Origin of the sequence: Loktanella salsilacus, from assembly GCF_024206795.1 — a bacterium.
Classification (GTDB): Bacteria; Pseudomonadota; Alphaproteobacteria; order Rhodobacterales; family Rhodobacteraceae; genus Loktanella; species Loktanella salsilacus.
The window spans coordinates 2,599,204-2,624,353 of the sequence record NZ_CP072994.1; the positions used below are offsets into that span (position 1 = coordinate 2,599,204).

General features: G+C 60.4%; 26 protein-coding genes. 8 read left to right on the plus strand and 18 right to left on the minus strand.

What is annotated here, in order from left to right; all coding sequences use genetic code 11:
- Positions 1 to 30: 30 nt before the first annotated feature.
- From KBW81_RS12655 to greA, 3 genes are read right to left on the minus strand one after another with little or no spacing between them, the layout of a single operon-like run.
- Positions 31 to 963 (minus strand): AEC family transporter, encoded by a 933-nt coding sequence (locus tag KBW81_RS12655; protein WP_254249065.1) that lies wholly within the window; start codon positions 961 to 963, stop codon positions 31 to 33.
- A gap of 1 nt (position 964) precedes the next feature.
- Positions 965 to 1,960, minus strand: coding sequence for a hypothetical protein (locus KBW81_RS12660; RefSeq protein WP_372805440.1), 996 nt, complete (start codon positions 1,958 to 1,960; stop codon positions 965 to 967).
- Entirely contained in the window at positions 1,961 to 2,431 is a 471-nt protein-coding gene (gene greA, locus KBW81_RS12665; RefSeq protein WP_090187076.1) for a transcription elongation factor GreA, read from the minus strand.
- Between the two features lie 217 nt (positions 2,432 to 2,648).
- On the opposite strand from greA, the gene KBW81_RS12670 reads away from it, so the two are divergent.
- The 4 genes from KBW81_RS12670 (at position 2,649) to KBW81_RS12685 (ending at position 7,434) form a co-directional block, all read left to right on the plus strand.
- Entirely contained in the window at positions 2,649 to 4,295 is a 1,647-nt protein-coding gene (locus KBW81_RS12670; protein ID WP_254247410.1) for an electron transfer flavoprotein-ubiquinone oxidoreductase, read from the plus strand.
- Between the two features lie 2 nt (positions 4,296 to 4,297).
- Positions 4,298 to 4,729 carry a DUF1493 family protein gene (locus tag KBW81_RS12675; protein ID WP_254247411.1) on the plus strand — a complete coding sequence of 144 codons (432 nt, stop codon included), beginning with the start codon at positions 4,298 to 4,300 and terminating at the stop codon, positions 4,727 to 4,729.
- 117 nt (positions 4,730 to 4,846) lie between these two features.
- On the plus strand, positions 4,847 to 6,574 hold the full coding sequence (locus tag KBW81_RS12680) for a tetratricopeptide repeat protein (RefSeq protein ID WP_254247412.1): 1,728 nt from the start codon (positions 4,847 to 4,849) through the stop codon (positions 6,572 to 6,574).
- Positions 6,571 to 7,434 (plus strand): 4-(cytidine 5'-diphospho)-2-C-methyl-D-erythritol kinase, encoded by an 864-nt coding sequence (locus KBW81_RS12685; RefSeq protein ID WP_254247413.1) that lies wholly within the window; start codon positions 6,571 to 6,573, stop codon positions 7,432 to 7,434. Before KBW81_RS12680 ends, KBW81_RS12685 begins: the two co-directional genes overlap by 4 nt.
- Before the next feature lie 5 nt (positions 7,435 to 7,439).
- Here the strand turns inward: KBW81_RS12685 and KBW81_RS12690 are convergent, their stop codons facing one another.
- Positions 7,440 to 8,438 carry a polyprenyl synthetase family protein gene (locus tag KBW81_RS12690; RefSeq protein WP_090187087.1) on the minus strand — a complete coding sequence of 333 codons (999 nt, stop codon included), beginning with the start codon at positions 8,436 to 8,438 and terminating at the stop codon, positions 7,440 to 7,442.
- Between the two features lie 54 nt (positions 8,439 to 8,492).
- Here KBW81_RS12690 and KBW81_RS12695 point away from each other — a divergent pair, with 54 nt between their 5' ends.
- From KBW81_RS12695 to KBW81_RS12705, 3 genes are all read left to right on the plus strand, one after another.
- Positions 8,493 to 8,714, plus strand: a complete 222-nt coding sequence (locus KBW81_RS12695) for a putative signal transducing protein (protein WP_090187090.1) — start codon at positions 8,493 to 8,495, stop codon at positions 8,712 to 8,714.
- A complete protein-coding gene (locus tag KBW81_RS12700) occupies positions 8,704 to 9,459 on the plus strand; it encodes a tRNA1(Val) (adenine(37)-N6)-methyltransferase (protein ID WP_254247414.1) in 756 nt (251 codons plus the stop codon). Before KBW81_RS12695 ends, KBW81_RS12700 begins: the two co-directional genes overlap by 11 nt.
- A 120-nt stretch (positions 9,460 to 9,579) precedes the next feature.
- Positions 9,580 to 9,744 (plus strand): YdcH family protein, encoded by a 165-nt coding sequence (locus KBW81_RS12705; protein WP_090187095.1) that lies wholly within the window; start codon positions 9,580 to 9,582, stop codon positions 9,742 to 9,744.
- Here KBW81_RS12705 and yddG read toward each other — a convergent pair.
- The 4 genes from yddG to KBW81_RS12725 all read right to left on the minus strand — a co-directional run bounded on the left by yddG (position 9,713) and on the right by KBW81_RS12725 (position 13,620).
- On the minus strand, positions 9,713 to 10,606 hold the full coding sequence (gene yddG / locus KBW81_RS12710) for an aromatic amino acid exporter YddG (protein ID WP_090187098.1): 894 nt from the start codon (positions 10,604 to 10,606) through the stop codon (positions 9,713 to 9,715). The two genes, KBW81_RS12705 and yddG, sit on opposite strands and share 32 nt — an antisense overlap.
- Positions 10,607 to 10,673: 67 nt before the next feature.
- Positions 10,674 to 11,396 carry an acetoacetyl-CoA reductase gene (phbB, locus tag KBW81_RS12715; protein ID WP_090187101.1) on the minus strand — a complete coding sequence of 241 codons (723 nt, stop codon included), beginning with the start codon at positions 11,394 to 11,396 and terminating at the stop codon, positions 10,674 to 10,676.
- Positions 11,397 to 11,525: 129 nt separating this feature from the next.
- Positions 11,526 to 12,701, minus strand: coding sequence for an acetyl-CoA C-acetyltransferase (locus tag KBW81_RS12720; protein ID WP_090187103.1), 1,176 nt, complete (start codon positions 12,699 to 12,701; stop codon positions 11,526 to 11,528).
- Between the two features lie 109 nt (positions 12,702 to 12,810).
- Complete coding sequence (locus tag KBW81_RS12725) at positions 12,811 to 13,620, minus strand: EAL domain-containing protein (RefSeq protein ID WP_090187106.1); 810 nt, start codon at positions 13,618 to 13,620, stop codon at positions 12,811 to 12,813.
- A gap of 88 nt (positions 13,621 to 13,708) precedes the next feature.
- Here KBW81_RS12725 and KBW81_RS12730 point away from each other — a divergent pair, with 88 nt between their 5' ends.
- On the plus strand, positions 13,709 to 14,272 hold the full coding sequence (locus KBW81_RS12730) for a DNA-3-methyladenine glycosylase I (RefSeq protein ID WP_411914391.1): 564 nt from the start codon (positions 13,709 to 13,711) through the stop codon (positions 14,270 to 14,272).
- Positions 14,273 to 14,301: 29 nt separating this feature from the next.
- Here KBW81_RS12730 and KBW81_RS12735 read toward each other — a convergent pair whose 3' ends face one another.
- The 10 genes from KBW81_RS12735 to KBW81_RS12780 all read right to left on the minus strand — a co-directional run bounded on the left by KBW81_RS12735 (position 14,302) and on the right by KBW81_RS12780 (position 25,148).
- The gene (locus KBW81_RS12735; RefSeq protein WP_090187108.1) at positions 14,302 to 14,745 is read right to left on the minus strand and encodes a molybdenum cofactor biosynthesis protein MoaE; all 444 of its coding nucleotides are present in this window, start codon (positions 14,743 to 14,745) and stop codon (positions 14,302 to 14,304) included.
- Complete coding sequence (gene moaD / locus KBW81_RS12740) at positions 14,745 to 14,990, minus strand: molybdopterin converting factor subunit 1 (RefSeq protein ID WP_090187111.1); 246 nt, start codon at positions 14,988 to 14,990, stop codon at positions 14,745 to 14,747. Before moaD ends, KBW81_RS12735 begins: the two co-directional genes overlap by 1 nt.
- The gene (gene pgsA / locus KBW81_RS12745; RefSeq protein WP_090187114.1) at positions 14,990 to 15,652 is read right to left on the minus strand and encodes a CDP-diacylglycerol--glycerol-3-phosphate 3-phosphatidyltransferase; all 663 of its coding nucleotides are present in this window, start codon (positions 15,650 to 15,652) and stop codon (positions 14,990 to 14,992) included. Before pgsA ends, moaD begins: the two co-directional genes overlap by 1 nt.
- Before the next feature lie 138 nt (positions 15,653 to 15,790).
- A complete protein-coding gene (gene uvrC / locus KBW81_RS12750; protein WP_254247416.1) occupies positions 15,791 to 17,671 on the minus strand; it encodes an excinuclease ABC subunit UvrC in 1,881 nt (626 codons plus the stop codon).
- Between the two features lie 286 nt (positions 17,672 to 17,957).
- Positions 17,958 to 18,731 (minus strand): SDR family oxidoreductase, encoded by a 774-nt coding sequence (locus KBW81_RS12755; protein WP_254247417.1) that lies wholly within the window; start codon positions 18,729 to 18,731, stop codon positions 17,958 to 17,960.
- Positions 18,728 to 19,651: a calcium/sodium antiporter gene (locus KBW81_RS12760; protein WP_090187122.1), complete on the minus strand. Its 924-nt coding sequence runs from the start codon at positions 19,649 to 19,651 to the stop codon at positions 18,728 to 18,730. Before KBW81_RS12760 ends, KBW81_RS12755 begins: the two co-directional genes overlap by 4 nt.
- A gap of 168 nt (positions 19,652 to 19,819) precedes the next feature.
- Positions 19,820 to 20,614 (minus strand): S49 family peptidase, encoded by a 795-nt coding sequence (locus KBW81_RS12765; protein ID WP_254247418.1) that lies wholly within the window; start codon positions 20,612 to 20,614, stop codon positions 19,820 to 19,822.
- A 62-nt stretch (positions 20,615 to 20,676) separates the two neighbouring features.
- Positions 20,677 to 21,438, minus strand: coding sequence for an ABC transporter permease (locus KBW81_RS12770; RefSeq protein ID WP_090187126.1), 762 nt, complete (start codon positions 21,436 to 21,438; stop codon positions 20,677 to 20,679).
- Complete coding sequence (locus tag KBW81_RS12775; protein WP_090187129.1) at positions 21,435 to 22,361, minus strand: ABC transporter ATP-binding protein; 927 nt, start codon at positions 22,359 to 22,361, stop codon at positions 21,435 to 21,437. The genes KBW81_RS12770 and KBW81_RS12775 overlap by 4 nt, the downstream gene beginning before the upstream one ends.
- A gap of 141 nt (positions 22,362 to 22,502) precedes the next feature.
- Complete coding sequence (locus tag KBW81_RS12780; protein WP_254247419.1) at positions 22,503 to 25,148, minus strand: TRAP transporter large permease; 2,646 nt, start codon at positions 25,146 to 25,148, stop codon at positions 22,503 to 22,505.
- Positions 25,149 to 25,150: the final 2 nt, after the last annotated feature.

Sequence of the window (25,150 nt, forward strand, 5' to 3'; positions counted from 1 at the left end):
CGCCCGGCTGTGAAGCCCGCGCCGCAGGCCTTACGGCAGATGCGTGACCAGTGCGATGACGCCCGATACCGTCAGAATGCTCAGCGCCGTCGACACCAAAATCGCCGCCGATACCCGCGTCGGCGCAACGCGGTAATGCTGCGCCAGCATATAGACGTTGCCAGCAACGGGCAGCGACGCCGCCGCGATCATCACACCAGCGGCGTAGGTGTCGACGTCGAAAACCACCAGCGCAAAGAACGCCACGGACGCCGGGTGCAGCGCTAGTTTGCAGGTGGACAGCCAAAGCGCGACCGACATCCGCTCTGCCGATTTGGTGGCTAGCGATGCCCCAATGGCAAACAGCGCACCGGGGGTCGCGGCCCCGCCAAGGATCGACACGAATTCATTCAATGGCTTAGGGATCGGCAGGGCAAAGGCGGACACGGACAGGCCCAAAACGATGGACACGATCATCGGGTTCTTAATCAACCCCATCGCCACGGTTTTTAGCACGCCAATATGCAGCCGCCCATCGCGGCTGCCGGTGATCAAGATCACAATCAGGCTGCCAAAAACGATCAAATCGACCGACAGCACCATCATGTTCGGCCCGATCGCATCGGCCCCCAGCAGCAGCGTCAGCATGGGAATGCCCAGAAAGCCAACGTTACCGATCACCGCGACCTGCGCCTCGACCGCGGCTTCTGCGATGGACAGCTTGCGGATCATCGCGACGACAGTGGCAAGGATGTAGATCGCGCCGGTGCCGCATAGGTATGCCAGCACGAAGGACAGATCGAACACCTCTGACAGCGTCAGGTTCGCGGAAAACCGGAACAACAGCGCCGACAGGGCAAAGTAAAAGATGAACTTGGTCAGATAGGCGGTGGCTTCTTCCGAGAAGAACCCCGTGCGCCCCGCGCCATAGCCAAGGCCGATGATCGCGAAAAACGGCAGGGTTTGCAGGAAGATGGCCAGCACGTCAGTCAAACGCCCCCGTCACCCGGCCCAGCACCATAAATGCGCGGGCAGACCGGGTATCGGCAAGCTGCGCGATTTCCTCGTCACTCGCCTCAGGCTCGAAATTCACCAAGCCTTTGTCGAACAGCCGCAGGAAATGGTGGGCGGCATCGCGGAAAATCGTATCTTCGCGCATCCGACCTGCCGACAACGCCAGCGAACTGCGGTCGCGGATCCCGCCAAGCGCGGCCATCGACCGGCCCCGCTCGCCCATGGCAAAGCGGCGCCACACCTCGGGCCGGGCGCGGTCCGGCGTCAGATCGTCCATGTAAATGCCGTCTTGGGACAGCAGCGTCAGCACATCCTGCGCAGCCTGCACCAATTGGCGGGCCGTCCGATCCTTAAGCGCGCGGCGCAGCGCGTCAAAGCCCGGCACGTCCTTGTCGTTGTCCGGAAAGTTCAGCGCCCGGATGAAATCAATGCGCGGCAATGGCGGCGCGGTGTCTTCGGCCTGCGTGCCCAGCGCCAACGTCGCTTGGTTGTCGGACCCCACCTGGCGCACCGAGGTGATCGTGACCTTCGGCTTTGACGCATCCCGAGAGGTCGTGAAGGTCGCCAGCGTCGATTCTGTCTTGCGCGCCGTCTGCGCGATCTCGTTCAGCTTCGCCTCGACCGTGGGGGCGGCGGCGCTGCTTTTGCGGTCCGCAACATAGGCGGCGCGCAGCGCGTCCACCGCAGCCTGCAGCCGGGCCGATTCGTCCTTCATCACGCGGGTCGTGCGGGCGGCGGTTGCGGCCACCCAAAACATCGCGACGGGCAGGAAAACCGCCATAATCAGCACAAGAATCTGCAACGGCCCCGCCCCTACAGGCGCGGCCGGCATGAAAAACGCAAACAAACCCACAGCCACGACCCAGACCGCGCTTAGGCCGATGGCCAGCAGCTCGACCGTGGTCAGGCCAGTATCATTCACGAATACAGTATTGCGCTGGCCTTGGGCCATGGGTCCGCTCGCCACTTATTTAAATTCGATCTTTGTAATCTCGTAGGCTTTATCGCCGCCGGGTGTGCGCACTTCGACGCTGTCACCTTCGTCCTTACCGATCAAGGCACGGGCCAGCGGGGATTTCATGTTCAGACGGCCCTGTTCGATGTCGGCCTCGTATTCGCCAACGATCTGAAAGACCTTCTTTTCATCGGTGTCTTCATCCACCAGATGCACGGTCGCACCAAATTTCACAGTGCCCGACATTTTGGCCGGGTTGATCACGTCAGCCAGCGAAATAACGCCTTCCAGCTCTTTCACGCGGCCTTCGATAAAGGACTGCTTTTCCTTGGCGGAATGGTATTCGGCGTTTTCGGACAAGTCGCCATGCTCGCGCGCTTCGGAAATCGCGCGAATAATCGATGGGCGCTCCACCGACTTCAGGTGCTTCAGCTCTTCATCCAGCTTTTTATAGCCAGCTGCGGTCAGCGGGATCTTTTCCATGTGCGTGGGGCCCCTTTGGCGGCAGGTTGCATCAATCGGACGTTCATACCGTATTGGGGCAGTGCAAAGTCAAGCGCAAGACGCGACCGTATGTCCTGCGCGGGCAGTTGCTTCTAGACTGTGCCAATTTAACGTGGTGTCGTGATTGCCGGGCAAGCCGGTGTCCTGTAACCCGGTCAGCAACATAATTTCACGACCGTCAGAGGGGGTTACGACCATGGCCGATACGCAGCGCGAAGCAATGGAATACGACGTCGTCATCGTGGGCGCAGGCCCGGCAGGCTTGTCGGCCGCGATCCGGCTCAAGCAACTTGATGCCGATTTGAATGTCGTCGTGCTGGAAAAAGGGTCAGAAGTCGGCGCGCATATCCTGTCCGGCGCCGTGCTGGACACCTGCGGCCTTGATCGCCTGATGCCCGACTGGAAAGAACGCGGCGCGCCGATCACCGTGCCCGTGAAAGAAGACAACTTCTATCTGCTGGGCGAAGCGGGCAAAATCCGCGTGCCGAACTTCCCCATGCCGCCGCTGATGAACAACCACGGCAACTATATCGTGTCGATGGGCAACGTCTGCCGCTGGATGGCCGAACAGGCAGAGGCGCTTGGCGTCGAAATCTTCCCCGGCATGTCGTGTTCCGAACTGGTCTGGGGCGAAGACGGCCGCGTGGCCGGTGTCGTTGCCGGTGAATTTGGCCGCAACGCCGACGGCAGCGAAGGTCCGGGCTACGAGCCTGGGATGGAACTGCTGGGCAAATACGTCTTCTTGTCCGAAGGCGTGCGCGGGTCGCTGTCCAAGCAGGTCATCGCGAAATACGACCTTGCGAAGGATTCCGAGCCGCAGAAATACGGCCTTGGCATGAAAGAAATCTGGGAAATCGATCCCGCCAAGCACAAGCCCGGCACCGTCACGCACACGATGGGCTGGCCGCTGGGCAAGAATGCTGGCGGCGGATCGTTCATCTATCACCTTGATAACAATCAGGTCTATGTCGGCTTTGTCGTCCACCTGAACTACAAAAACCCCTATCTGTTCCCTTACATGGAATTCCAGCGCTTCAAGCATCACCCAATGATCGCTGAACTGCTAGAAGGCGGCAAACGCGTCGCCTATGGCGCGCGCGCGATTTCCGAAGGCGGTTTCCAGTCGATCCCGCAGACCGCATTCCCCGGCGGCGCGCTTCTTGGCTGCTCTGCTGGCCTTGTGAACGTGCCCCGCATTAAGGGTAACCACAACGCCATGCTGTCCGGCATCCACGCAGCAGAGGCCGCCCATGACGCGATCAAGGCAGGCCGGTCCGGCGACACGCTGACCGATTACGACAAAGAGCTGAAATCCGGCCCCGTCGGCAAAGACCTGAAAAAAGTCCGCAACGTCAAACCGTTGTGGTCCAAGTATGGCCTGTTCCCTTCGCTTGCGATTGGCGGCTTTGACATGTGGACGAATACGATGGGCTTCAGCCTGTTGGGCACGCTTGGCCACGGTAAATCCGACGCCGAAGCGACCGAAAAAGCCGACAAGCACACGCCGATCACCTATCCTAAGCCGGATGGCAAACTGTCGTTCGACCGCCTGACCAACGTCGCGTTTTCCTTTACCAACCACGAAGAAAGCCAGCCCGCGCACCTGAAACTGCTGGACCCTTCGATCCCGGTGAACGTGAACCTGCCCGAATATGCCGGCCCCTCTGCCCGGTATTGCCCGGCGGGTGTCTACGAATTCGTCGGCACGGGCGAGGACACGAAGTTCCAGATCAACTTTCAGAACTGCGTCCACTGCAAAACCTGCGACATCAAGGACCCCAGCCAGAACATCAACTGGACCGTCCCGCAGGGCGGCGACGGCCCGAACTATCCCAACATGTAAGCATGGATTTGCGCGCTAATATTATCGAGCTGTTGGTCCTGCATACAGGCAAAAAACCTGATCGGATCAACAGCGCCGATATCTTTCGCGGAAATGGTTACGAGGGGGATGACGGCGGTGAACTAATCGTCGCATTTTCAGAGGCGTTCGACGTCGACATTTCGACATTTAATGATGTTTTCCATTATATCGGTGACGAGCCTCCCGGTCATCGCCGCGTGTTTCCCGTCGACGCTGAGGGGAAGGAAATTCCCTTTGTGCCTGTAAGCGTCGACATGCTGGTTCACGCAGCAGAACAGCATAAATGGCATTATCCTTATCCAGAACATACGATCCGCATCACGTTACGGTCCCGCATTTTTCAGGCTGGATTGATTGCACTGGTTTCGGCAGGCGCCATAATTCTACTTCTAATGAAGTATTCCAACTTGTAGCCGCACGACCGGGCGGGCAAAGGTCCGCCCGTTCAAGCCCCTGTGACCCCCACGTGATTGCGCATGTTTGGGCAGAAGCCTAGGCTGGCGTCTGAATAAACAGACAGGCGCACATCCGTGAAACGACTTATTTCGACTGGCACCCTTCTTGCTGGCCTTCTTTGCGCTGGGATGGGCATCGCGCAATCAGCGCAAGAGCCTACAGTGCAAGACCGTCAGTCCGGCGCTTATCTGGCCGCACGCAATGCTGCTGCAGCGGGTGATTTCGCCGCCGCCGCCGACTACTTTGGTCAGGCGCTGGTTGGCGATCCGCAAAACCCCTACCTGCTTGAAAACACCGCCATCGCCTTTGTGGCCTTGGGTGATTTTGCCAGCGCCGTGCCTGTTGCAGAGCAAATGCGCCTTGCCGGGATCGACAGCCAAGTCAGCAATATGATCTTAATCTGCGACGCGATTGTGCGGGGCGACTGGGACACGGTGGTCACGGATTTCGCCGATGGTCGCACTGTCAGCCCCCTGTTTGACGGTCTGGTCAAAGGCTGGGCGATGCAGGGCCAAGGCGACATGACCCGCGCGTTGGAAGGCTTTGACGCCGTGATCGCGACCGAAGGCATGGCCGGCTACGGGTTGTTCCATAAGGCGCTAGCCTTGGCGTCTGTCGGTGACTTCGAAGGGGCAGAGGCGATCTTGTCGGGCAGCGGCCAAGGCTCTGCCAACTTCGGCCCCCGCGCCGCCATCGCCCATGCGCAAGTCTTGTCGCAACTGGGCCGCAACGATGACGCCAGCGCGCTGCTAACGACGGCCTTCGGTGACACCCTCGACCCTGCGATCGTCGCCTTGCAGGCCAAGCTGGGCAGCACCGACGCCGTGCCATTCGATCTGGTCACCAGCCCGCGTCAGGGCGTGGCAGAGGTCGCGTTTATGATCGCAGCCCTGCTGTCGACCGAGGCGCGAGAGGATTACACCCTGCAATACGCCCGCGTGGCGCAATATCTGGCCCCCGGCAACGCCGATGCGGCGATGTTGACGGCGGGATTGCTGCAAAACATGGGCCGCTATGATCTGGCCGCCGCCGCCTTTGCCACCGTGCCGCAGGACGACCCCAGCTTTGTGAACGCCGAAATCGGGCGCATCGACACCCTGCGCCAGTCCGATCAAACCGATGTCGCAGCAGAGGTCGCCCAATCCTTGGCCCGCGCCCGCCCCGATCTGGCCTTTGTGCAGGCCCGCCTTGGCGATGTGCTGCGCGACAACGGTGACAACGACGGCGCGATCAAAGCCTATGGCGCGGCGCTGGACCTGTACCCTGAAACCGACGCAAACCGCTGGGTCGTCTATTACACCCGTGCGATTGTCGCCCATGACATCGGTGATTGGGACCAGGCCGAATCCGACTTCCGCGCCGCCCTTGCCATCAATCCCGACCAGCCGCAGGTGCTGAACTATCTGGGCTATTCGTTGGTCGAACGCGGCGAAAAGCTAGACGAGGCGCTGGACATGATCGAACGCGCTGTCGCCGATCAGCCGGACAGCGGCGCTATCGTCGATTCGCTTGGCTGGGTGTATTTCCAGCTGGGCCGCTATGACGACGCCATCGATCCGCTGGAACGCGCAGCTGTGCTAGAGGCGACCGACCCCATCGTGAACGACCACCTTGGCGACGCCTATTGGGCCGTTGGCCGCGAAAGAGAGGCCCGCTTTCAGTGGCTGCGCGCGCAATCCTTTGAGCCCGAAGAAGACCTTGCCGCCCGCATCCGTGCCAAGCTGGAGCGCGGCCTAGACGCCGTGCGCCAAGACGAAGGTTTGGACGCCACCCGCCCCGCGCTGACCGACGCCCGGCCATGAGCCGCCTGACGGCAACCGCACCGGCCAAGGTGAACCTGACGCTGCACATCACCGGGCAGCGGGATGATGGCTATCACCTGCTGGATTCGCTCGTGGTTTTTGCGGACGTTGGCGATCAGCTGACCGTGACGCCCAGCCCTGACCTGCGCCTGACCGTCGGCGGCCCCTTTGCCATGGGCGTGCCGAACGATGACCGCAATTTGGTGATGCAGGCCGCCCGCGCCTTGGCCGATCTGCGCGGCATCACCCACGGTGCGGCGATCAAGCTGGACAAATCGCTGCCCCATTCCGCAGGCATTGGCGGCGGATCATCTGATGCGGCAACCGCCCTTGGGATGCTCGCGACATTCTGGGACGTCGCCCCCCTGCCCGCCGATCACCCGGCCGCAGCGGCCCTTGGCGCCGATGTACCCGTCTGCCTGTCAGGCCCCGGCCCGCTGCACATGCAGGGCATCGGCGACGACGTCGCACCAGCGCCCGCCTTGCCCGATTGCGCACTGGTACTGGTGAACCCCAAGGTCGAAGCGCCAACGCCGGCGGTCTTCAAGGCGCTGGCCTCGCGCCGCAATCCCGCCATGACCACCCTGCCAGACGGTATGGATCTGGACGGTTTTGCCAAGTGGCTGTCGCAGCAGCGCAACGATCTACTGGCCCCCGCGCGCCAGATCGCGCCCGAAATTGACACCGTGCTGGCCCGCCTGCGCAAGCTGCCAAATATCAAAGCTGTGGGCCTGTCCGGTTCCGGTGCAACCTGCTGGGCGCTGGTCGCCGACATGGCCGCCGCCCGCCTTGCCGCCCGCGCGGTTCAGGTCGCTGAAATGGGATGGTGGGTCGCCCCCGCAGCGGTGCTGCGGGGCTAGTTGGCCTAGACCAGCCGCGCGACGACGTAGTCGGCCAAATCTGTCAGCATGCCCTTAATCTCGTGATCCGGCAGGGCGTTCAACGCATCCTTCGCCCGCTCTGCCCACATCAGCGCGTCATCGCGGGTGCTGTCCAGCGTGCCATGCTGCTGCAACAGCGCCAGCGCGTGTTCCAGATCGCCCGTTTCCTGCACGCGTTTTTCCAGCGTGCGGGTCCAGAACACCGTATCGGTGGTATCCCCCGCCGCGATGGCGCGGATCACGGGCATCGTCAGCTTGCCTTCGCGAAAATCGTCGCCGATGTTCTTGCCAATGCCAGCCCCGCCCTGCCAATCCAGCAGGTCGTCCACGATCTGAAACGCAATCCCCAGCGCATCACCGTAGGCATAAAGCGCGGCAATCTGATCCTCTGGCGCAGCGGCGATCACGCCGCCAACCTGCGTGGCGGCAGAAAACAGCGCCGCCGTCTTGCCGCGCACGACCTTCAGATAGGTATCTTCCGTCGTCTTGATATTGCGCGCCGCCGTCAGCTGCAGCACCTCGCCCTCTGCAATCGTGGCAGAGGCATTGGCAAGGATATCCAGCACGCGCAGCGATCCTGTTTCCACCATCAGCTGAAAGCTGCGGGCAAACAGGTAATCCCCGACCAACACGCTAGAGGTATTATCCCACAGCAAGTTCGCCGTGGGTCGCCCACGCCGCTTGTCGCTTTCGTCCACAACGTCGTCATGCAGCAGGGTCGCGGTGTGAATAAATTCCACCGTCGCCGCCAGATGCACATGGAACGGGCCATCATAGCCGCACATCCGCGCCGCCGCTAACGTCAGCATCGGGCGCAAACGCTTACCGCCAGCGCCAACCAGATGCGCTGTGACTTCGGGGATGCGCGGCGCATGTTCCGACGCCATCCGCGCCGCAATCATGTCATTCACGGCGGCCATATCATCGGCGAGGGCCGCGGCCAGACGTTCGTGGGGTTTGGTGGCGGCGTGATCAAGGCTCATGGTCGTTCCAGCACTGAATGGACAGGGCCGCATCTGCGCCCTAGATAAGATTCCATGAAAGAACTGCTGCGCACCAACGACCCGACGGTCATCGCCCTCGCCACCGCCCTTCTGGACGCCGAGGATATAGACTGCTTTCAGTTTGACGTAAACATGAGCATCCTTGACGGCAGCATTGGCATTTTGCCGCGCCGGGTCATGGTCGCCGACCGCGACCTGTTCATGGCCCGCGCCGTGATGAAAGATGCGGAAATCGAAATTACCCTTGACCGATGATCTAACACGCGACGCCTTTTTGGGCGGGCAGTTGCATCTGTGGCAGCCGCGCAGTGGCTACCGCGCGGGCCTTGATCCGGTCCTGCTGGCCGCCGCCGTGCCTGCAGTATCGGGACAAAGCCTGCTTGATCTTGGTTGCGGCGCTGGTGCCGCCATGCTTTGCGCCGCGACCCGCGTGCCAGGCCTAATGTGCACAGGGATCGAACTGCAGGACAGCTACGCCGCCCTCGCCCGCCGCAACGCGGCAGAGGCTGGCATCATGGCCCAAATCCACACCGCCGACCTACGGGATCTACCCCTAGATATCCGCCAAACCCAATACGACCACGTCATCATGAACCCACCCTATTTCGAGCGTCACCGCGGCGCGACGTCCAGCGATCCCGGCCGCGACACGGGCCGCGCCGGCACGACGCCGCTTGCCGATTGGCTCGAAACGGGCATCCGCCGCACCGCACCGCGCGGCACGCTGACGATCATTCAGCAAACCGCCCGCTTACATGAAATTTTGGCTATGCTTTATGGCCGCCTTGGAAGCGTGATCGTCCAACCGCTGACGCCGCGCCCGGGCCGCGCGCCGAATCTGGTCATGGTGCAGGCAAAACTGGGGGGACGCGCCGCGTTCCAACTGGCCCAGCCGCTTATCTTACACGTTGGCGCTATACATAATCACGATGGCGATGATTACACCCCCGCCATCCGTGCCGTTCTACGTCACGGCGAAAAATTGCCGCTCGGCGGTTAATAACTTGGCAATAGTTGCGCAAGAAGATGGAGATACGACCTGATTGCAGTCAAAACAGGTGACACAGCCTGATCCGTATGCTGCAATGTAACTGTTCAATGACAGCAAAAGGAGCCGACCATGAGCTTGAGTTCGCACGTTGAGGAATTGAAGAAGAAACACCAAACCCTGTCCGATTCGGTAGAAAGCCTGCAGCGTAGCCCTGCCACCGATGACATGGAAATTGCGCGCCTGAAAAAGCAAAAGCTGATGCTCAAAGAAGAGATCGGCCGCCTGTCCCACTGACACCTTTTTCCGCGCTGGCCCGAGCGGCCAGTGCGGCACCCCCGACGATCAGAACAGTCGCCCAGATCAGCGACGGACTGGCAACAGCCTGCCCAGCCGCGATCAACACAAACGTCGACAGCACCGGTGCCGCATAAGACGCCGTACCAAGTAGCTGAATGTCACCGCGTTTGACCCCGATATCCCAAACGAAAAACGCAGCCCCAACGGGCCCAAGGCCCAAGGCCACAACGGCGCACCAACCTGCAAAGCTTGGCCAGACCGTGATTTCCGTGCCCACGTGCACCAGCGCGGACAGCACTGCCGTCGCTGCGCAAAACACCGTCACACTGACCGTCGGCACCGTCTTCATCCGGCGCGACAAGACCGAATAGCTGGACCAAAACACCGCACACAGCAGCGCCAGCCCATATCCCGCCATCGCGCCGGGCTGCCCCGCGCCGCGTCCGCCCAAAATGATCAGCGCCGCCCCAGCAAAGCCCAACACCGCGCCCAAGATATGACCCCGGCGCAACACCTCGCCCGGCAACAGTCCCGACATCAGCACAATCAGCAGGGGCCACAAATAGGCAATCAACCCCGCCTCGGCGGGCGGTGCCAAACGCAGCGCTGAAAAATAAAGCGCATGATAACCAAATAAACCAAGGGTTCCGGCGGCGTAAACCCGCAGCGGCACCTGCCGCAACTGGCCCAGGCTGCCCGTCACCGCCCCCCAGATCAGCCCAACGCCCGCCCCCACGGCAAAGGTCAGCGCCGTCAGTTGGAACGGCGGTACTGGCACCGTGGCCACGGTCAGCACGGCCAACAGGGACCACAGCAGCACCGCCAAAAAGCCGATCAAAGTCGCCATGTTTCGCGTCATAGGGTCCCCAAAAGCAGAAAGGCCGGGAACATGTCCCGGCCTTTCGCTTAGCTGAAATCCCGCAGGATTACGTCATGTATTGACCGCCGTTGGCCGTAATTGTTGCGCCCGTAATGAAGGCTGCATCGTCGGATGCCAAGAATACCACCGCGCGGGCGATCTCCTCTGGCTCGCCCAAACGGCCCACGGGAATCGCGCCGACAATGGAATCCATCACCTTTTCAGGGATCGTCGCCATCATATCGGTGTTGATATAGCCGGGGCAGATCGCGTTAACCGTGATCCCGGCGCGCGCGCCTTCTTGGGCCAGCGATTTGGTCAGGCCGATATCGCCCGCCTTCGCAGCCGCGTAATTTGCCTGCGCAAACTGACCTTTCTGACCATTGATCGATGAAATCGTGATGATCCGCCCGAACTTGCGTTCGCGCATTCCCGGCCAGACCGGATGCGTCATGTTGAAAACGCCCGTCAGATTGGTGCCGATGACCTCGTTCCACTGGTCTGGCGTCATCTTGTGAAAGGGCGCGTCGCGGGTGATTCCCGCATTGTTGACCAAGACTTCAACCGGGCCAATATCGGCTTCGATCTGTGCGATACCCGCCTTGCAGGCCTCGTAATTGCCAACGTCCCATTTATAGGTCTTGATACCGGTCTCGTCGGTGAAGGCTTTCGCCTTTTCGTCGTTCCCGGCGTAGGTCGCGGCGACGGTATATCCAGCGGCCTTCAGTGCGTGGCTAATGGCCCCGCCAATCCCCCGCGTTCCGCCCGTCACAAGTGCAACTCTCGCCATGGTTTATCCTCCTCCTCAGGTTGGAGTTTTAATTTTGCGCAGCTCTGCGCCATTTGTCAAAAGGCTAACCTATAATTTACGCAATTTTATTTCGCGGCACCCAAAATAGGGGTGCCGCGTTGGTCAAGGTCAGGGACGCTCAACACACATGGCAACGCCCATGCCGCCGCCGATGCACAGGGTCGCCAGACCCTTTTTTACGCCGCGGCGCTGCATTTCGAACAGCAGCGTGTTCAGCACCCGCGCGCCCGAGGCACCGATGGGGTGACCGATCGCAATCGCGCCGCCATTCACGTTGACGATTGCTGGGTCCCAGCCCATTTCTTTGTTCACAGCGCAAGCCTGCGCCGCGAATGCCTCGTTCGCCTCGACCAGCTCTAGGTCGGCGGCCTTCCAGCCAGCCTTTTCCAGCGCTTTGCGCGATGCGAAAATCGGGCCAACGCCCATGATCTTGGGGTCCAGACCGGCGGTTGCATATGACACGATCCGCGCCAAAGGCTCGATCCCACGCTTTTCAGCCTCATCCGCCGTCATCAGCAAACAACCTGCCGCGCCGTCGTTCAAACCAGAGGCATTGGCCGCCGTGACAGAGCCATCCTTAGCAAAGGCCGGGCGCAGTTTCTGCATCGCTTCCATCGTCGCGCCATGGCGGATGTATTCGTCCGCATCCATCACCGTCTCGCCCTTGCGGGTCTTGATGGTGAAGGGAATGATCTCGTCCTTGAACTTGCCAGCCTTCTGCGCGGCCTCGGCCTTGTTCTGGGATCCGACGGCGAATTCATCCTGCTGATCACGGCTAATCTGATACTTTTCAGCCACGTTTTCAGCAGTTTGCCCCATGTGATAGCCGTTGAAGGCATCCCAAAGGCCGTCCTTGATCATCGTGTCGATGTACGACACATCGCCCATCTTATGACCCTGACGCAGGTTCGCGGCATGGGGCGACATGGACATATTTTCCTGTCCGCCAGCCGCGATGATAGACGCATCGCCGAGCTGGATATGCTGCGCCGCAATCGCCACAGCGCGCAGGCCAGAGCCGCAGACCTGATTCAGCGACCAAGCCGAAGATTCGATCGGCAAGCCGGCGTTGATATGCGCCTGACGCGCGGGGTTTTGGCCCTGCGCCGCGGTCAGCACCTGACCCAAAATGGTCTCGCTCACCTCTGACTTATCGATGCCTGCGCGTGCGACGATACCTTCCAGCATGGCGGCACCCAAATCATGGGCAGGCGTTGCGGCAAACGATCCAAGGAAGCTGCCGACAGCTGTGCGCCCGGCGGACGCGATCACGACGTTGGTCATGTTAACCCTTTCTAGCGGTTACAATGCGCAAGACGGGCACAATCAAGCGCACCCCCTGCGCGATTGATCCAAATGTAGGCCGCTAAATTTTCAAGGGCAACGACAAGTATCAGGCAATGTCGAACTTCGGTGCACCGATATGATAACCTTGCAGACAATCCGCATTGATCCCCTGCAGCCACGCCGCATCCCGCGCGTTTTCGACACCTTCCACGATGGCAAACATTTCGAACTGATGCGCAACGGTGACCAACGCCTCGACCAGCACCTGATTATCGGGATCGTCAGCGATCCCTTTCACAAAGGTCTTGTCCACCTTCACCATGTCGAAAAAGAAATCCTTAAGATGCCGAAACGCCGTCATCCCGCCCCCGAAGCCGTCCAGTGCAAAGGCCACGCCGCGCGGCTGCATATCCTCCATGAACCGCATCACCACCTCGTGCAGCATCATGGCAGAGGTTTCGCTAATCTCAAAAATCAGCCGATTCCCCAGCGCCCCGCGTTCCGACAATCCTGCTTCTAGCGTTTGTCGCCAACGCCAATCGCCCAGCGACCGGGCCGACACGTTCACCGACAGCCGCATCCCCGGATGCTGCCGCAACATCCGCAGCGCCAGTTCCAGCGTCAGCACATCAATGCGGCGCCCGATTTCGGTATCCGCCACCTGCGGCATGAAATTCGCCGCCGGGATCACCCGCCCGGCATCATCCAGCAGACGGATCAGCCCCTCGTAAAAGGCGACCTTTCCCATATCATTCGCCACAACAACCGGCTGAAACGCCAGCCGCGCCCGCCCCCGGTCCAGCGCATGTGTCACCAGCGCAGGCGTATCCGCGTCCCGACTAGCAAAAGCAAATTGCAGCGGATCTTCGAATTGTTCCTCTGGATCGGGGATAGCATCGCGGCGGGGTTTAAGCATCTGACGGGTTCCATGCACGGGCCTTGCCACATTGGACGCACGCCCCTAACACCACGTTAAGACCCAGCAGGAAAGTGGCCTCATGACCCTGACACGTTGCGCCTGGGCCGGGGATGACCCTATCTATCAGGCCTACCACGACACCGAATGGGGCGTGCCCGAATACGACAGCCGTGCGCTGTGGGAAAAGCTGGTGCTTGACGGCTTTCAGGCCGGCCTATCCTGGATCACCATCTTGAAAAAGCGCGACAATTTCCGCGCGGCCTTTGCCAATTTCGACCCCAATATCGTGGCCACATGGGGCGAGGATGACATCACCCGCCTGCTGGCGAACCCCAGCATCATCCGCCATCGGGGCAAGATCGCAGCCACGATCACCAATGCGCAAGCCTGGCAAAAGATCGAGGCCGAGCAAGGCTTTGACCGCTTTTTATGGGATTACGTCGACGGTGCGCCGCTGCAAACCCACCGCGCCACAATGGCCGACGTGCCCGGCTTTACGCCGCTGTCGACGCAAATCTCAAAAGACCTCAAAAAGGCGGGGTTTAAGTTCTGCGGGCCAACAATCGTCTACGCCTTTATGCAGGCCTGCGGGCTGGTCAACGATCATATCCTGACCTGCCACCGCCACGCGCCCTTAACAAAAGCTTAACGCAACGCCCGTTTTACCCGCGGATAAGGTCAGTCCCAGCGGGTCAGCGCCGCCTCGTCATCATCCTTGGCGGCGACCCAATCGGCGCCTTCTGCGGTGACTTCTTTCTTCCAGAACGGCGCGCGGGATTTCAGATAATCCATCAGAAAATCCGCCGCCGCAAAGGCATCCGCCCGGTGGGCAGAGGCTGCCGCGACCATCATAATCGGCGCGCCGGGCGCCAACTGACCAAAGCGGTGAATCACCAAAGCATCCGCCAAGCTCCAGCGCTCCCGCGCCTCGGCCACGATTGCAGAAATCGCTTTTTCGGTCATGCCGGGGTAATGTTCGATCATCATATGCTGCAAACCGCCCGCCACATCGCGCACGATTCCAGTAAAGCTGACAACAGCGCCAGCGCCCTCTGCCCGCGCTGAAAAGGCGTTCAACTCGACACCTGCGTCAAAGACGCCCTCTTGGACCCGGACCTGCATCAGCCGCCCGTCATTGGCGGGAAAAATGCCACTTCGCGCACGCCGGCCAAGGGCGCATCGAAATCCGACAGCACCTGATCCAACGCCACCCGCAGGGCTGAAGTATCAGCAAAGGCGGCCGCATACCGCTCTTCGCGCGCCATCAGTTCTGCCACAAGCTCGTTCACCGTCGCCGCCTGCGTCTCGACCCGCTCGCGGGGCAGACCGATGCGCTCTCGCACCCATGCAAAATACATCACATCCATTAGCTATCCCTTAGATACGGCAGTGCTTTACGGAAATAATCCCAGCCCGTCGCCAGCGTCAAAACGGCTGCCAACCACAGACCGACAACGCCCGTGTACCACGTCAGATGGGCGCCCCAGCTTTTCCAGACCAGCCCCATCTCGTCGGAAATTTGACCGGCAAAGATCGCGTCGACCGTATCCGCATCCATACCAAAAGACTGCATGACGAAATAATGCTCGAACGCACCAGCTGCGAACAAAAACGCGATGGCCACCATCTGCGCCGTCGTCTTCCACTTCGCCAACTGCGTGACCTTCAGCAGCCCCGCCTTGGCCCCCAAAAACTCGCGCAGACCAGAGACAAAGACTTCGCGAAAGATAATGAATGTCGCAGGCAGCAAAATCCAAGCATTCATGCCGGAAAAGCCCGTGATCACCAGTAGCGCAATCACCACCATTGCCTTGTCAGCAATCGGGTCCAGCATTGCGCCAAACTTGCTTTCCTGCTTCCACGCCCGCGCCAGATAACCGTCGACAAAATCGGTCAGGGCAGCAACCACGAATAAAACCAGCGCAAACCAGTCCGCCCAAGGCCGTGCAAAGAACAAAAACATGATCGCCACAGCCGGAGCCGCCAGCAACCGCAAGATCGTCAGGATATTGGGCACATTCAATGTCATGGCGTCACCTTAGCTAGTGCCATTCAGATAAACCAGACGATGCGTGGCCCCTAGCCTTCTTCTGGTCAAAAATACCTCGGGGCTTGGGGCAGCGCCCCAACCCGATTTTTCGGCGAAAAATCGGAAATCAGCCCAGCCTCAGCCATTCTCGTGAAAATAGTCGTAAATGGTCTGCGCCATACTCTGGCTTATCCCTGATACGGCCGTCAGGTCCGCCAAATTGGCCCGCGCCACAGCCTTGGCAGAGCCAAAATGCGCCAGCAGCGCCCGTTTGCGCGTGGCCCCGACCCCCGGCACATCATCCAGCGGCGTCGCCCCAATCGCCTTGGCGCGTTTCGCCCGGTGGGTGCCGATGGCAAAGCGGTGCACTTCATCCCGCATGCGTTGAATGAAATACAGCACCGGATCATTGTGCCGCAGCGCCATGACGCTTTTGCCCGTGCGGTGGAATTCTTCCTTGCCCGCATCCCGGTCAATGCCCTTGGCCACGCCGACCATGGGCACATCACCCACGCCCAGCTTTTCCATAATCTCGCGCACCGCGCTCACCTGCCCCGCGCCGCCGTCGATCAGCAACAGGTCGGGCCAGGTGCCCGCCTTGCGGTCGGGGTCTTCTTTTAGCAGGCGCTGGAAACGGCGGGTCAGCACCTCTTTCATCATACCAAAGTCATCGCCCGGCGTCAGATCCTCGCCGCGGATATTGAACTTGCGGTATTGGTTCTTCTCGAACCCGTCCGGCCCAACGACGACCATCGCGCCAACGGCAAAGGCACCCTGAATGTGGCTGTTGTCATACACCTCGACCCGCTGGGGCGCTTTGGTCAGGTCAAACGCCTCCGCGACACCCTTTAACAAACGGCTTTGCGTCGCAGTCTCGCTCATCTTGCGCGCAAGGCTCTCGCGCGCATTGCGCAGCGCGCCCTGCACCAGCTCGGCCTTTTCGCCGCGCTGGGGCACGATGATCTCGACCTTGCGCCCCAGTTTTTCAGCCAGCGCCTCTGACATCAGATCGTCGCTATCAAGGCCGTGGGACAGGATCACCATCTTCGGCGGCTCGCGGTCGGAATAGAACTGACCGACGAAAGCCTCCATCACCTCGGACGCGTCCTCTTCGCCGCTGATGCGGGGATAGTAGTCGTGGTTGCCCCAGTTCTGGTTGGCGCGGATAAAGAACACCTGCACGCAGGCCTGCCCGCCGTCGATATGCAGACCGATGATATCCGCCTCTTCGACATGCTTGGGGTTGATGCCCTGCGCGGTCTGCACCTGTGTCAGCGCCTTGATCCGGTCGCGCATCGCAGCGGCACGCTCAAACTCCATCGCCTCTGACGCGGCGGCCATTTCAGCGGCTAGGGTTTGCTGAATGCCCCTGGTGCGGCCTGACAAAAACGCCTGCGCATCGCGGACAGAGGCTTTGTAATCCTCCGCCGAAACCAGACCGCAGCACGGGCCAGAACACCGCTTGATCTGGTATTGCAGGCAGGGGCGAGTCCGTGTCTCAAAGTCCTGATCCGTGCAGTTGCGCAGCAGGAACACCCGCTGCAACTGGTTCAACGTCCGGTTCACCGCACCCACACCGGCGAAGGGGCCGTAGTATTCACCCTTTTCCGTCTTGGCCCCGCGGTGCTTTTTGATCTGGGGCCAGTCGTGGCCAGTCGTCACAAGGATATTCGGAAAGGACTTATCGTCGCGCAGCAGCACGTTGTAGCGCGGCTTAAGCTGCTTGATAAGGTTCTGCTCTAGCAGCAGCGCCTCTGTCTCTGTCCTTGTGGTCAGGACCATCATCATCTGCGTCTCGCGGATCATGCGGGCGATACGGCCAGAATGTGGGCCCGGACGGCTGTAGTTACTGACCCGCGCTTTAAGGTTACGCGCCTTGCCGACATACAAAACCCGGCTTTCGCCATCCAGCATCCGGTACACACCCGGAGAGCTGTCGAGCGTCTTCACGAAGCCGGCAATATAGGCGTATCCGGTCAGCGGGGCGGCGTCAGGGGTCGCGTCTGGGGCGTCAGTCATGAAGGGTCCGTGATTCTGGAGTGGCTGCAATGTTAACGCGGCTGGAACAAGACGAAAGGCATCCACGGAATCTGTGGATAACTGCGGGGGCAAAATGGCGTGGGTTCTAAATTTTCCTTATACTTCGGGGGGTTCATCGAAATGCCCGATATTTAAGCAATACTTATAACCCTTTGATTTTACGCATCTTATTTATGAAGATTATGTAAACATCTCATCAGAGGTATAAATTTGGCCCTGCTACGCCAGATCGCTTGTCAAGGTGCATAACTTAACGTCGCGCTCATTATTCAACCCCAAGAACATCCGGCGTCTGCCATGCCAAATGCTGACCGCCATCCACAGCGATCATCTGGCCGGTGACCGCTTTGGCATCCAAAAGATAGCCAAGCGCGGCGCAAATATCGCCCGGATCAGCGCCGCGTTCCAACACCGTCGCGGCGCGTTGGCCCTTGAAATGCTCGGTCGATTGCCGCGCACCTTGTAGGGTTGGACCTGGACCAATCCCGTTGACGCGCACGCGCGGGGCAAGGCCTTGGGCGGCAGTGCGGGTCAGCGCCCAGAGCCCCATCTTGGCAAGGGTATAGGTCGCAAATTCCGGTGTTAGTTTCTGCACACGCTGGTCCAGCATGTTGACGATCAGCCCCTGCGCCACCGGCTCGCCTTGTGCATCAATTGCGGGATCGGGCACTTGCTGGGCGAAGTGCTGGGTCAGCACAAAAGGCGCGCGCAGGTTGGAGTCCATATGACGGTCCCAGCTGCTGCGCGTGGCCGATGCGATGTTGTCGTATTCAAAGATCGACGCGTTGTTGACCAGCACTGTCAGCGGCCCCAAGGCCTGCACAGCGCGATCAACCAAGGATTGAGTCGCCTCTTCATTCAGCAGATCGGCCTGCAGCGTGACAGCACGGCGGCCTTTGGCGCGAATCGCGCCCGCGACCTCCTCTGCGCCATCCGCAGAACTGGCGTAGTGCACGGCAACATCGTGGCCGCGATCCGCCAGATACAGCGCCATGGCCCGGCCCAGCCGCGCCCCTGCCCCGGTGACCAGCGCGGTCATAGCAGCGACCAGACGTAGACAGCATAGGCACCCGTCAGGCCGATGCCCCAGATGCGCGTGATATCGGCGCGAAAGAACACCAGCGGGATCATCAGTAGCGCTGCGCCCAACATGACCCAAAGGTCAAAGGTCAGGAATTGCGCATCGACCGGGACAGGACCGACCAGCGTGGCGACGCCCATGATACCAAGCAAGTTGAACATGTTAGAACCGATGACATTGCCCAAGGCGACATCCGCTTGGCGGCGCAGGGCGGCCATCACGGTGGTCGCCAGTTCAGGCAGCGATGTGCCGACCGCGACCAATGTCAGACCAATGACGCTGTCAGACAGGCCGAAGTTTTGCGCGATGATCGTGGCCCCGGAAATGAGTAAATGCGATCCGATGGGCAAGCCGATCAGGCCAAGGACAAGGTAAAGGATGATCTGGGGCCAGCCCATTGATGGATCGGCGCCTTCGACCTCTGGCGCTGCGGCGCTGCGGCGCACGGTCAGGATGGCGTGGGTCAGCATCGCGGTCAGGCCCGCCAGCAAGATCAAGCCGCTGATCCAGTTCAGGGTGCCAGTAAAGCAAAGCGCGATGAACAGCACCGTCGCGGCCAGCATTTGCAAATAGCTGCTGCGGACATTTGTCTCTGACGTATGCATCACGGCCAAAAGCGCAGGCACACCCAGCACCAGCAGCACGTTGGCGGTGTTCGATCCCACGACGTTGCCCAGTGCAAGGCCCGGCACGCCGTCCAGAATGGACTGGACCGAGATCAGCAATTCCGGCGCAGAGGTGCCGAAGGCGACGATGGTCAGCGACACGATCAGCGCAGGCACGCCAAGGCGCAGCGCAAGGTTGACCGCGCCTTTGACCAGTGAATCGCCTGCAAAGATCAGGATAATCAGGCCAGCGGCCGCAAGAAACCATTCCATTCAGGGCTTTCCCTTTTCACAGGCGCAGGGGCCTTTACCAATATTATAGCGCCCGCATTTGGCGCATTTGGCCGCGGCCATCTGTTTCTGCCCCGGGAACCGCCATTTACCGAACAGTCCAAGGACAAAGAAGAACACCAGAAACAGGGCCGCGACCTTGATCAGCATTTACAGGCCGAACCGGGCAAAGGCGCTGCGATCCTCTATCGTGCCGATGGCGTCGCCCATCAGGCGCGCGCCAAAGCGGGACAGCAGGGACTTTTTCGGGCCAAAGCGGCGGAATTTAACCTTATCGCCATGAACCGCCTTCATCACGGGGATCATGTGGCCGATGTCGTCGATCAGACCCTTGGCCTGCGCCTTTTGGCCGATCCAGACTTCACCAGAGAAGATGGCGAGGTCGTCGTCCAATTGCGCTTCCCTGCGTGATTTGACGTAGGTGATAAAGATCTCGTGCAGGTTGGTCAGCCAGCCCTCAAGCTTGTGCACGTCTTCGGCCTTTTGCGGGCGGAAGGGGTCGAGCATGGATTTGCTGGTGCCGGCGGTATGAACGCGGCGTTCAACCCCGTAGCGGTCGATCAGTTCGTGAAAGCCGAAGCCTGCGGAAATGACGCCGATGGACCCGACCAGCGAGCCGACATCAGCGTAGATTTCATCTGCGGCGCAGGCGAGCCAGTAACCGCCAGAGGCCGCGACGTCTTCGACGAAAGCAATAACGGGGACGTTGTTTTCCTGTGACAGACGGCGGATGCGCGCGGCGATCAGGGACGATTGAACGGGGCTGCCGCCGGGACAGTTAATCTGCAGGGCGACGGCCTTTGGCTTGCCTTTGGTAAAGGCCTTTTGCAGCACAGGGGCCAGCGAGGCATCGTCGAGCCCGCGGCCAGAGGTGCTGATCGCGCCTTGCAGGCGCACGACATTGACGACCGGGTCGCGGTTCAGAAACGGGAGTTTGATTTTCATCCTCCCGATCTAGGTCCCCTGCCCGCGCGGGGCAAGGGTTGGCGGCGGCGATGCGGGTCTGGTTATTGCCGAATGCGCCAGCCTGTGCGGAAGATCCACCAGATTGCCGTCAGACAGGCCGCCATGAACAGGCTAATCGCCAGCAGCGACAAGCCGACGGGGACGTCTGCGGTGTCAAAGAACGCCCAGCGGAAGCCAGAGATCAGATAGACGACCGGGTTGAACATGGTGATCGTCTGCCAGATCGGTGGCAGCATCGTGACAGAGTAGAAAGAGCCGCCAAGGAAGACGAGCGGTGTGATGATCAGCAGCGGGATCAACTGCAGTTGTTCGAAATTTCCGGCCCAGATGCCGATGATAAAGCCCAGTAGCGAGAAGCTGATGCAGGTCATGATCAGAAAGGCGAGCATCCAGAATGGATGGGCGACTTGGATATCAACGAAGAAAAAGGCGGTGATAAAGATGATGGTGCCGATGAACAGCGCCTTGGTTGCCGCCGCACCCACATATCCGACTGTGATTTCGATAAAGTTCACCGGGGCGGAGAGAAGTTCGTAGATCGTGCCGATGAATTTCGGAAAGTAGATACCAAAGCTGGCGTTGCTGGTGGCCTGCGTCATCACTGACAGCATGATCAGGCCGGGGACGATGAATGCGCCATAGCTGACGTCCTCGACCGTCTCGATCCGGCTGCCGATGGCGGTGCCGAAGACCACGAAATACAGCGATGTCGACAGCACGGGGCTGATCAGCGACTGGGTGATGGTGCGAAAGAACCGCGCCATTTCAAAGCGGTAGATTGATTTTATCGCGGTCAGGTTCATGCGTTGTCCTTTACCAAGCCGACAAAGATGTCTTCGAGGCTGCTTTGCTGGGTTTGCAGGTCGGTCATGGTCAGGCCCGCGTTCGCCATGTCGTTCAGAAGCGTGCGGATGCCGGTGCGGTCCTTGCGGGTGTCATAGGTATAGACAAGGACGTTGCCGTCTTTTTCCAGCGTCAGATCGTAATGCGCCAGCGCGGCGGGGATCGTCGTGGCGGGCTGGGCCAGATCGACGCGCAGCTGCTTTTTGCCCATCTGGGCCATCATTTCAGCCTTGTCTTGGATCAGCAGGATCTGGCCTTTGCTGATGACGCCGACACGGTCGGCGATGGCCTCGGCCTCTTCGATGTAATGCGTTGTCAGGATGATCGTGACGCCTTGGCGTTTCAGGTCGGCGACAACGTTCCACATGTCTTTGCGCAGCTCTACGTCGACGCCAGCGGTGGGTTCGTCAAGGAACAGCACGCGCGGTTCGTGCGCCAGCGCCTTGGCGATCAGCACGCGGCGCTTCATCCCGCCAGACAGTTCTTTGATCTTGGCGGTCGCCTTGTCGTCCAGCGACAGGGATTTCAGGATTTCGGCGACGCGGGCGTCATCGCGGGGCTTGCCGAACAGGCCGCGGGAAAAGCGGACGGTGTTCTGCACCGTCTCGAACGGCTCTAGGTTAATCTCTTGCGGAACCAGACCGATCAGGCTGCGCGCGGCGCGGTATTCATGAACGGTGTCAAACCCGCCGACGGTGATGATGCCAGAGGTCGGCACCGTGATGCCGCAGATCGTGGAAATCAGCGTTGTTTTGCCGGCACCGTTCGGGCCCAGCAGGGCGAGGATTTCGCCTTCTTCAATCTCGAGGTTGATCCCCTTCAGCGCCTCGAATCCGGTGTCGTAGGATTTGCGCAGGTTCGTGACGGACACGATGGCAGTCATATGGCACCCTTAATCTGTGTTCGCGCAGAACATAGTCTGCACACACAACTGGCGATAGGTGCACCAGCGCACAGGGCAAGCGCGATTAAAATGCGAAAAGGCCGGGAACGGGTCCCGGCCTTTTGCAAGTTGTTGATCGCTTTAGAAGTTCAGCGAGATGTCGCGGTGATGCGACGAACATTCGGCGACTTCCAAAGCCTGTGCGCGGGGCAGACGCGGCTGCTGGCGCAGGCCGATCGTGTCATTGATCGCGGCGTCATACGCCTCGATCCCCGGCAACAGTTCCGTCTTGGCGCGGGTGCGCCATTCGACTTCGGATGCGAACAGTTCCTGCGCCTCGACGATGTATTCCATCGCACGCTCTGGATCAGGGGACCGGTCGTCGATTTCCTTGCGGGCATCGGCAAGCAGGCCGCGGATTTCGCGTCCGCCATCAATTCCGCCGAACATGGATTCGACCTCTTTGAAGCGGGCATCCGCAGTGTCGCGGTCCATCGTGGGTGCATCCGCCGCCAGCGCAGCGATCGGGTCAGCCAGTGGCGCAAGCGCATCAGCGCTGGCAATCACGGCCTTCAGTTCGACCACAGGCGCATAGGCCTGATCGACCGTGCGGCGATAGATATTGCGCGCGGTCTCGTTCTGCTTGTTGATCGCAGCGTAGGTGGTTTGCGTGTCTTCCCAAGTGGCGGGAATCTGCGCCTGCAGGGCGTCGACTTCGGCCTGCAGTCTGTCAGCACGGGCGGTTTGCCCTTCGCTGTCGCCAAACCCACGCGACGCCCGCACACGTAGATCGTCGATCTCTTTGGTGCGGATCAACATGTCACGCTGCAAAGCGCGCACGATCTTATGCTCGGGCCGGTAGTCGACAGCCCCTGCAGTCTGCAGATCGCGGGTGGTTTCGATGTCGAGCACGAGACCCGGCACAGATTGCGCCTTTTCTAGTCCATCGACCCAGTCGTCTTGCAGGTCTTTGGGCAGATAGGACACGTCCAGCGCACCAGCAGCTGTGATCGCCGTGGCAATCTGATTGCCCCTCGTGTCAAAGGCGTTGGTCACGTATTCCTCGATGCAGTATTGCAGCGCGGGGTTTACGGGCGGCGGTGCGGTTTCGGCCGTCAGCGATGTGCGCGCAGGCAGATAGTTCACCAGCGGCGGGTTGAAGGCCACGATCACAAGGGCTGCGATTTGCAGACCGATAAAGGCGATGACACCCTTATAGATCTGGATCGTCTTGACCGCTGCCGGTGCGACGCCGCGCAGATAGAACAGCGCAAAGCCGAAGGGCGGTGTCAGGAACGAGGTCTGCAGGTTCAGACCGATCATCACGCCCAGCCAGACGGCGGAAACGTTCGCCTCTGGGTCGGCGAGCAGGATCGGGGCGACGATTGGCACCACGACCACAGCGATTTCGATGAAGTCCAGAAAGAAGCCCAGCACAAAGATCACGGCCATAACGATCATGAACTTGGTCCAGAAACCGCCCGGCAACCCTTCAAGGAAGTGCTTGACCAGCTCTTCACCGCCAAAGGCGCGGAAGGCGGCGGTCAGCATGGCGGCACCCAGCAGGATGATGAACACCAAGGACGTCGTCTTGGCGGTTTCCACCATGACGCCTGTCAGCGCGTCGTCGTTATAGAAGGCGCGCACGCCGGACCAGACAATGGACAGCACGATCATCCCGACGCCGATGGCGGCCAGAGTGACGCCGAACTTGTCGGACGCGGACTGCATGTTCAGGACGTTGGTGTTATAGTTGGACACCGTCCAAGCCACCAAGATAAGGCCTGCCGCCGCGATGATCGCGGGGATAAAGCGGCCGCCGCGCCCTTCGGGATGCAGGCGGTAGCCCGCCATGATCAGCGCACCAGCGGCACCGATGGCACCGGCCTGGTTCACAGTGGCAACGCCCGAGATGATGGAACCCAGAACCAGCAGGATCAGGGCCAGCGGCGGCACCATGGCCAGCAAAACGTTGCCAAGGAAAGACGCGTCATACTTGCCTTCGTAAGGCACAGCAGGTGCCATTTTCGGGCGGAAGATCGCGATAGCCAGAACGTAGAGGATATAAATACCCACCAGCAGCAGACCCGGCACCAACGCCCCAAGGAACATGTCACCAGCAGAAGTAGAGACGATGGCGAATTCCGACGGCATCGAAATCTCGCCTGTGGCAACCTTGTAGAGTTCCTGACGCGACGTGCCCGCCTGATCGACGGCAGAGGCAAGTTGGTCGGCCAGAATGATCAGCACGATAGACGGCGGAATGATCTGCCCCAGGGTGCCGGACGCGGCAATAACGCCGGATGACAGCGAGTTAGAGTAGCCGTTGCGCATCATGGCTGGCAGGGAAATCATCCCCATCGCAACCACGGTTGCGCCGACGATACCGGTTGTCGCGGCCAGCAGCGCGCCCACGACGATGACCGAAATGCCAAGGCCACCGGGGATCGGGCCAAACAGCTGGGCCATGTTGACCAGCAGGTCCTCTGCGATCTTGGACCGCTGAAGCATGATGCCCATAAAGATGAACAGCGGAATGGCGATCAGGGTGTCACGCTCGGGTTCCCAATAGACCCCGCGCAGGTTGGTGACGCCCGCAGACAGCCACTGAGACGGGCCGCCATTGGCGAAATAGGCAGATGTCGTGCCCTCGAACAAGTAGCCAGCCGCGGCGGCGACGCCGACGGTGATGATTGCAGAGCCCGGAAGGGCAAAGGCCACGGGGTAACCGGAGCCGAGCGCCGTCGCCATGACGACAAGCAGCATTAGTAGAAAAAAGAGTTCCATGT